Origin of the sequence: Microvirga arabica, assembly GCF_016811235.1 — a bacterium.
GTDB lineage: Bacteria > Pseudomonadota > Alphaproteobacteria > Rhizobiales > Beijerinckiaceae > Microvirga > Microvirga arabica.
Genome location: NZ_JAFBID010000139.1, coordinates 1 through 7551, shown reverse-complemented (window position 1 = coordinate 7551; position 7551 = coordinate 1). Strand labels below are relative to the sequence as shown.

Sequence of the window (7551 nt, the reverse complement as noted above, 5' to 3'; positions counted from 1 at the left end):
TCCTCTCGGATCGGCGCAAGGACACCGCCGCCTACGCTTCTCTTCCCCTCTCAACAATGTCAAAGAGCAAAATTCCCGCTAGAGACAAAACAGAGCTTCCGCAGAACAGACCTCGGTCCCGACTGAATGTCAGGCCCACCAGCCCAGCCTCTGTGGAAGTTCCTGCCGACAGCCACCAAAGTGGCCGCCGTCGATGGGCGGTATATAGGCCGAACCCTTTTGGCCTGTCAACGGCCTTGTGAAAGTTTTTTGACGGTCCGCGAAAGCCGCCGTCCGGAGGCCTGCCGCACAGGTTTTTGCATGCCTTGCCTCACTGCGGACACAGAAAGGCAGGAAGCAGAGCCGCAGCGGGCCTCCCCTCTTATAGAGTTGGTGTCCTGCGCAAGCTTATCTATTGACCTGTGCGGTTGCCGTCTCTTGTGCTAGATGGCCTTCTGGTGTCTGTGACAGCAACCCACACGCATCGACACTCGACAGGGACCATGAGCCATCTCCCCCCCGATGACAGCCATGCCGGAGGCGCCCATAGGAGCGCGTCACACCTGTCGTCCGGGATCGATCTCGGGCATGAGCCTCCTCTGAACAGCAGCGGCAGCAATGCACCAGAGATCGACAAGTGGGAGGTCAACCTGCGCTGGCTCGGTGCCAGTGTTCTGACCGGTGTCACGGGGGCCGCCCTGATCGGGGCCTCCATCTATATCACCTTCGAAGGTGCGGCGATCTCGGCATTGCCTCCGGAGCGCGCAGCCCTCAGTGGTCGCACCTCTTCACCCAAGGATGAGGAGCGGGCGACGAACGTGGCCCGCAAGGCCGACCGGCTGAACATGACCGAGACAACGGTCTCCGCGCGCCAGAGCTTCAAGGCCCCGATGACGATCCGCAACGGTGAGCGCGAGGCGATCAAGGTACGCCAGTTCGTGCGCGTCGCCACGAACCTGTCGCTCACCGCCGGCACCTACGCGGCCGACATCCCGCCTTTCAATCCCCTGCGCCTGTTCGCGGAGGAGACGGAGGGACGGGTCGAACCGGCCCCCGAAGTTGCCGATGCCGACGTTTCGGTTCTCAGGCGAGATCTTGCACCGGTGGCTATCGAGGCAAGCGCCCCATCGCTGACCGACAATGATGTTGTCGCGATCCTTGAGGAGGAGCGCCGGGTCTTCAACGAGGCCGGTCGCCGAACCACAGTGTCGATCCCGGCCCAGCAGATGCTATCGAGAACATTGCGGCCGCCGGAGGCTCTCGGCGATGCCCTCGGCTATGCACGCGTGGTCGATGCCCCCTTCAGCACGATCGAGGTTCGGGTCGTGCCGGAGAATGTGACCGATCTTGCGAAGATCGAGCAGAAGGCCATGCCTCCTCTCATCGAGGAGCGCGACGTGGTTCTCCGCAAGGGCGAGACCCTCGAGACGGCTCTGCGCAGCTACGGGGGAACCCCGGAGCAGATTGCCGCCATCACCTCCGCCCTCTCGGCCCGGATCAAGGTAGAGGGCATGACCGAGGGCCAGAGGCTGCGGATTCTGATCGCCCCGGGTCCCCGCCTGGGAGACCCCCGGCAGATCGTACGCGTGATCGCCTTCGGCGAGCGGGGCATCGAGGGGATTGCAGCCACCAACGATCGCGGCGTCTTCGTGTCCGTGACTCCTCCCGAGGATCCGGCGACCCGCCAGGTCGCGGACGCATCCGAGGAGGAAGGTGAGGAGGATGCCCGCGGCGGCGTGCGCCTTTACGAGAGCCTCTACGAGACGGCCCTCAAGAACGATCTTCCGCGGGAGACCGTGGACGAACTCGTGCGTATCTTCGGCTATGACGTCGACTTCCAGCGCCGGGTTTCGCAGGGCGACGCCTTCGAGGTCTTCTTCGGCTCGGACGACGAGAGCGGAACCCCGGAGGTTCTCTACGCCTCCCTGACGGTGGGCGGGGAGCAGCGCCGCGTCTACCGCTACCAGGGTGACGACGGCACCGTGGACTTCTTCGACGAGGCAGGCCGCTCCCTCAAGAAGTTCCTCATTCGCAAACCCATCGCCGACGGCATCCTGCGCTCGGGCTTCGGCTCGCGCTATCATCCGATCCTGGGCTATTCGCGCCCGCATACCGGCGTCGACTGGGCCCACAGGGTCGGCACGCCCATCATTGCCGCAGGCAACGGCACGGTGATCAAGGCGGAATGGGATTCGGGCTATGGCCGCCGCGTCGAGCTCCAGCACACCAACGGCTATGTGACGGCCTATTCCCACATGTCCAGCTTTGCCAAGGGCATCACGCCCGGCAAGCGGGTGCAGCAGGGCCAGGTCATCGGCTATGTGGGCAATTCCGGCCTCTCGACAGGCCCGCACCTCCATTATGAAGTGATCATCAACGGCAGCTTCGTCGACCCGCTGAAGATCCGCCTGCCCCGCGGGCGTGAGCTCGAAGGCCGCGGGCTGGTGGAGTTCAAGCGTCAGCGCGAACAGGTCGACGAGTTGATGTCCCACAGCGTGGCCGCCGTCAGCCTCTCCCAGCGCGCCGAACTCCGATAAACCCGAATGCTTGACCTGTTCGCGATCGTCCTGCCGGTCTTCGGCCTGATCGGCATCGGCTATATCGCGCGCCAGACGGGCTTCGTCTCCGAGCGGGTTGGCGAAGGGCTGTCCGAGTTCGTCTTCACCCTCTCCCTCCCCTGCCTGATCTTCCGCACCCTCGTCCGGGCCGAGATCCCGGACGTCCAGCCCTGGGGCTACTGGATCTCGTATTTTGCCGGCGTGGCCGTGGTCTGGTTTCTGGCCACCGCCCTTGGCCGCCACTTCTTCGGCATCAAAGGCGTCTCCGGGGTCGTGGCCGGGTTCTCGGCCGGCCAGGCAAATACCGTGTTCGTCGGCATCCCGATGATCCTCAAGGCCTATGGCGACGAGGGCGCCGTGCCGCTCTTCCTTCTGATCGCCGTGCATCTTCCCGTCACCATGACGCTTGCGACGATCCTGGCCGAGGGACGGCAGGCCTCGCCCCTTCTCATCCTGCGCCGTCTCCTGACCCATCCGATCGTGGTCGCTATCCTGGCGGGATCCGCCTTCCGCCCGATCGCTTCCTATGTGCCGGCGCCGGCCTGGCAGGTGATGGACCTGCTCGCGAGCGCGGCCGTGCCCTGCGCCCTGATCTCGATGGGGATCGCGCTTCGCCGCTATGGCCTGCAGATGGGCTGGAAGCTGCCCACGCTGATCTCCTTCCTGAAGCTCGTGGTACATCCTCTGGTGGTGCTGCTCCTCGCCACGCAGGTCTTCCAGATGCCGCCGGTCTGGGCGGGCGTGGCGGTGCTCTTCGCCTCCTGCCCGTCCGGCATCAACGCCTATCTGTTCGCGGAGCGCTACGGAGAGGGCGTGGCCCTGGCCTCGAGCGCCGTGACGCTCTCGACCTTCCTGGCCCTGGGGAGCACCCTGGTCTGGCTCTACGTGCTGGGGGTTGGCTGAGGCCTCAAAAACCCAGGCGCTGCCGGATATCCCGGGGCGAGGCCCCTGCCTCCCGCAACTCGGCCAGGGATTGCGACTGGCGGCTTTTGGCCAGCTTGTCGCCCTCGGGGTCGCGCACGAGCCCGTGGTGATGGTAGAGCGGCGTCGGAAGCCCGAGCAGTGTCTGCAGCAGGACATGGAGATCGGTGGCGGCCTCGAGATCCTGGCCGCGGACCACATGGGTAACGCCCTGGAGCGCATCGTCCACGACCACGGAGAGGTGATAGCTCGTCGGCGTATCCTTGCGCACGATCACCGCATCGCCCCAACGCCAGGGATCTGCAACCACTCTCTCCTCGCGGCCGTTGTGGTCGAACCTGGAGTAGCCGTGGGATCCTGGCAGCTGCCTCTTCAGAGCCGCCCCATCGAGCCGCCAGGCATGAGGTTCGCCGGAGGCGATGCGCCGTTCGATGTCACCGACCGGCAGGTGTCGGCAGGTTCCTGGATAAAGCGGGGCGCCATCCGGATCGCGGGGCCAGGACTTGCCGGTCTCCGCCTCACGGAAGGCAACCGCCTCGGCAATTTCCTTACGGGAGCAGAAACACGGATAGACAACTCCCCTCCCCTTCAAGATGCGGAAGGCGGCGCGGCAATCGTCGAAATGCTCCGACTGCCGCCGCACCGGCTCTTCCCATTGGAGCCCAAGCCAGGCGAGATCCTCGTAGATCGCGGCTTCGAACTCGGGACGGCAGCGTGTGGTATCGATATCCTCGATGCGCAGAAGCAGGCGGCCGTCGAAGCGCCGGGCGAAATCCGCATTGAGCAGGGCCGAATAGGCATGGCCCAGGTGCAGCCGTCCGTTGGGGCTGGGGGCGAATCGAAAGACGGGCTTCGTCACGGGAGCCTGCGTGGGACAAAAGGAGCGCAAAAGGAATGGCCACCCTCCTCGAAACGGACGCGGTTCTCAAGAGGGGCCTGGCGGCGCTGGCAAAGGCCGACCCGGTCATGGCGCGGCTTGCCGACGAGGGGATCGTGCCGCAGCTGCGCAAGCGCCCGCCCGGTTTCGAGGGGCTCGCCTGGATCGTGGTGGGCCAGCAGGTTTCCACCGCGAGCGCCACGGCGATCTGGGGCCGCCTGCGGGCCATTCTCGAACCCGCGACCCCGGAGGCCTTTCTGCGCTTGTCCGACGAGAGCCTGCGGACAACAGGCCTCTCGGCCGGAAAAGTCCGAACTCTCCGTGCCGTGGCGACGGAGATCGTCGAAGGGCGGCTGCCGCTCCACGAACTCCATAGCCATCCGGCCGACGAGGCCCACAGCCTCCTCACGCGGGTGAAGGGGATCGGCCCCTGGACCGCCGACGTCTACCTGCTCTTCTGCCTCGGGTACCCGGATGCGTTTCCGAGCGGAGACCTGGCCGTGCAGGAGGCGGCCCGCCTTGCCTATGGCCTAGAGCAGAGGCCCGATGCCAAAGCGCTTAACGTCCTGGCCGAACGCTGGAGGCCCTGGCGTGGCGTCGCCGCCAAGGTGCTCTGGGCCTATTACCGGGCGGCTAAGGCCCGGGAGGGAGCGCCGACCTGACGCGCCTAAGCTCTGGCGGCAGCCAGCGCAGCATGGGCTCCGGCGCGCAGCATGGACATGTCGCTGCCGATGGAGACCATATGGAAGCCCTTGGCGGAGAGTTCCGCCGCCCGAGCGCCCGACACCGCATAGATGGCCGCGATCTTGCCGGCGGCTTTCACCCGGGCGAGGGCATGATCCAGGGCTCTGTCCACCTCGGCGCTGGTCGGGTCGACCCCTTTCCCGCCAGACAGCGCGATCGACAGGTCGGAGGGGCCGATGAAGACCCCGTCGATTCCCGGCACAGCCAGGATGTCGTCGATGATGGCAAGCGCCTCCCGGGTCTCCACCATGGCGAAGGAAACGGCAAGGTCGTTTGCGGTCCGGAGATACGCGCCCGGCTCGAGCCCCGTAAGCGCAAGCGCCCCATAGGCGCCCCAGCTGCGCTCGCCCACGGGCGGAAACTTGGTGAAGGCAGCGAGCCGCCGGGCATCCTCCACCGTGTTGATCATGGGCGCGATGATGCCCGAGGCGCCCGCATCGAGATAGCGGGACGCGGTGGCGAAATCCCCGACGGGGATGCGGACGATGGCCGGCTTCCCCGCCGCCGCGACCAGCGGAATGGCCTGGAGGGAGGCGGAAAAATCGATCGAGCCGTGCTGCGTGTCCAGCACCACGGCGTCGAAATCCTCGCGGGCCAGGGTCGCGGCGATGGATGGATCCGGCAGGCCGCACCAGGCCGTCAGAAGGGGCGTGCCGCCTTTCAGGCGCTCGGGGAAGGAGGGTTGGGTCGGCATGGCGCCCTTTCGGCTGGTTCTTAGCGGTCTTGAGGTGGAGCGGAGCGGGCGGAGAGGGCCGTTACCGGCCCGCCTTGACCTCTTCGATCGCCCGTCCGGTCAGCTCGTTGAGCTTGGCCTGAAGGTCGGAATCGCCCATCGACTTGCCGGCGCCGTCGAGATCCTGGCTCACCTTGCGCAGGACATCGGCGTCGCCCGCTTCCTCGAAATCGGCCAGAACGACGCTCCTGGCATAGGCATCCGCCTCATCACCGGTCTTGCCGAGGCGCTCGGCGACCCAGAGCCCGAAAAGCTTGTTACGGCGGGCGGTCGCCTTGAAGCGCAGATCCTCGTCATGGGCGAACTGCGTCTCGAAGGCGTTCCTGCGGTCGTCGAAAGAGGTCATTCGGTCACTCTCCTGAGGTTGGGCCTTCATGCGATATATGGGCGCACTCGCGGCGGCGCCAGACGCTCCCCATCTTTATGATCGGCGCCTTAGGCTCGCTGCCCGCCTTCAACTCTCCTCCGCGTTGTGCTTGCCCGAGGGATCGGATAGGTTGCCCCAAGCGGAGCGCCGGTGAAAAGCCGCGCTTAACGTCAAAGCATCGGACCCAAAAGTGGACTTGCACTTTTGGGGTCGGATCCGATGCTTTCTTCTTGAATGAGAGCATCGTGTGACCGGAAAACCGAATCCACTTTTCCGCACGATGCTCTGGCCGCGGATCTACAAAATGAACACCCCCAGGAGCCACGGCAAATGGATTTTCTCAAACCACGGTACACGCCTATGAATCGTCGCCGTCGCATCTATGAGGGCAAGGCGAAGGTCCTCTATGAGGGCCCGGAACCCGGTACGCTCATCCAGCACTTCAAGGATGACGCGACCGCTTTCAACGTCACCGCGAATGCCAAGAAGCATGAGGTGATCGACGGCAAGGGCGTGCTCAACAACCGGATCTCGGAATACCTGTTCCAGCATCTGAACGACATCGGCATCCCGACCCACTTCATCCGCCGTCTCAACATGCGCGAGCAGCTGATTCGCGAGGTGGAGATCATTCCGCTGCAGGTGGTCGTGCGCAACGTCGCGGCAGGATCCCTCGCCACGCGGCTGGGCATCGAGGAGGGCACGCAGCTTCCCCGCTCGATCATCGAATTCTATTACAAGAACGATGCTCTCGGCGACCCGCTGGTCTCGGAGGAGCACATCACCGCCTTCGGCTGGGCCTCCCCCCAGGAGATCGACGACATCATGGCGCTGGCCATCCGGGTCAACGACTTCCTGTCGGGCCTCTTCCTCGGCGTCGGCATCCGCCTCGTCGACTTCAAGCTGGAGACCGGGCGCCTCTGGGAAGGCGAGATGATGCGCATCGTCGTGGCCGACGAGATCTCCCCTGATTCCTGCCGCCTCTGGGACATCAAGTCCAAGGACAAGCTCGACAAGGACCGGTTCCGCCGGGACATGGGCGGGCTGGTCGAGGCCTATACGGAGGTTGCCCGCCGGCTCGGCATCCTGTCCGAGAACGACAACCCGGTCACGGGCGGCCCGCGCCTCGTGCAGGGATGAGCCTTCTGCCTGCTCAGTAATGCGAAGCCCGGCCGTCGTGCCGGGCTTTTTGTTGCCCGGTTGTGAAACGCCTGATCCTCACGCTCTCCCATAGGGAGGATCGCCGCCGCGTTTGAGCACAAGGATTCGCTCCCTCCCCTTGTGGGGTGGCGGTGGTGGGCTTTGTCGTGGCTTGTCTCGGGCACTCAAGGGAAGCGCGGGAGGCAAGGCGGCTTCGCTGCACTCCGGTGGA

At 65.3% G+C, this 7551-nt stretch carries 7 protein-coding genes; 4 read left to right on the top strand and 3 right to left on the bottom strand.

What is annotated here, in order from left to right:
- The first annotated feature begins 482 nt into the window (after positions 1-482).
- A complete protein-coding gene (locus JQC81_RS31490) occupies positions 483-2516 on the top strand; it encodes a M23 family metallopeptidase (RefSeq protein ID WP_203275709.1) in 2034 nt (677 codons plus the stop codon).
- Between the two features lie 6 nt (positions 2517-2522).
- Positions 2523-3440, top strand: coding sequence for an AEC family transporter (locus tag JQC81_RS31485; RefSeq protein ID WP_203275708.1), 918 nt, complete (start codon positions 2523-2525; stop codon positions 3438-3440).
- A 4-nt stretch (positions 3441-3444) separates the two neighbouring features.
- Here JQC81_RS31485 and gluQRS read toward each other — a convergent pair whose 3' ends face one another.
- Positions 3445-4317: a tRNA glutamyl-Q(34) synthetase GluQRS gene (gene gluQRS, locus JQC81_RS31480; protein WP_203275707.1), complete on the bottom strand. Its 873-nt coding sequence runs from the start codon at positions 4315-4317 to the stop codon at positions 3445-3447.
- Positions 4318-4352: 35 nt separating this feature from the next.
- On the opposite strand from gluQRS, the gene JQC81_RS31475 reads away from it, so the two are divergent.
- A complete protein-coding gene (locus JQC81_RS31475; RefSeq protein WP_203275706.1) occupies positions 4353-4997 on the top strand; it encodes a DNA-3-methyladenine glycosylase family protein in 645 nt (214 codons plus the stop codon).
- 5 nt (positions 4998-5002) lie between these two features.
- On the opposite strand, the gene JQC81_RS31470 is transcribed toward JQC81_RS31475, so the two are convergent.
- On the bottom strand, positions 5003-5773 hold the full coding sequence (locus JQC81_RS31470; protein WP_203275705.1) for an HpcH/HpaI aldolase family protein: 771 nt from the start codon (positions 5771-5773) through the stop codon (positions 5003-5005).
- Between the two features lie 61 nt (positions 5774-5834).
- Positions 5835-6158 (bottom strand): DUF1476 domain-containing protein, encoded by a 324-nt coding sequence (locus JQC81_RS31465; protein ID WP_203275704.1) that lies wholly within the window; start codon positions 6156-6158, stop codon positions 5835-5837.
- 351 nt (positions 6159-6509) lie between these two features.
- On the opposite strand from JQC81_RS31465, the gene purC reads away from it, so the two are divergent.
- Positions 6510-7319: a phosphoribosylaminoimidazolesuccinocarboxamide synthase gene (gene purC, locus JQC81_RS31460; RefSeq protein ID WP_203275703.1), complete on the top strand. Its 810-nt coding sequence runs from the start codon at positions 6510-6512 to the stop codon at positions 7317-7319.
- Positions 7320-7551: the final 232 nt, after the last annotated feature.

What these genes read in the sequence shown, in the direction of transcription:
- JQC81_RS31490 (WP_203275709.1), top strand. Translation starts at nt 483, where the DNA reads ATGAGCCATCTCCCCCCCGATGACAGCCATGCCGGAGGCGCCCATAGG.
- JQC81_RS31485 (WP_203275708.1), top strand. Translation starts at nt 2,523, where the DNA reads ATGCTTGACCTGTTCGCGATCGTCCTGCCGGTCTTCGGCCTGATCGGC.
- JQC81_RS31475 (WP_203275706.1), top strand. Translation starts at nt 4,353, where the DNA reads ATGGCCACCCTCCTCGAAACGGACGCGGTTCTCAAGAGGGGCCTGGCG.
- JQC81_RS31470 (WP_203275705.1), bottom strand. Translation starts at nt 5,773, where the DNA reads ATGCCGACCCAACCCTCCTTCCCCGAGCGCCTGAAAGGCGGCACGCCC.
- JQC81_RS31465 (WP_203275704.1), bottom strand. Translation starts at nt 6,158, where the DNA reads ATGACCTCTTTCGACGACCGCAGGAACGCCTTCGAGACGCAGTTCGCC.
- purC (WP_203275703.1), top strand. Translation starts at nt 6,510, where the DNA reads ATGGATTTTCTCAAACCACGGTACACGCCTATGAATCGTCGCCGTCGC.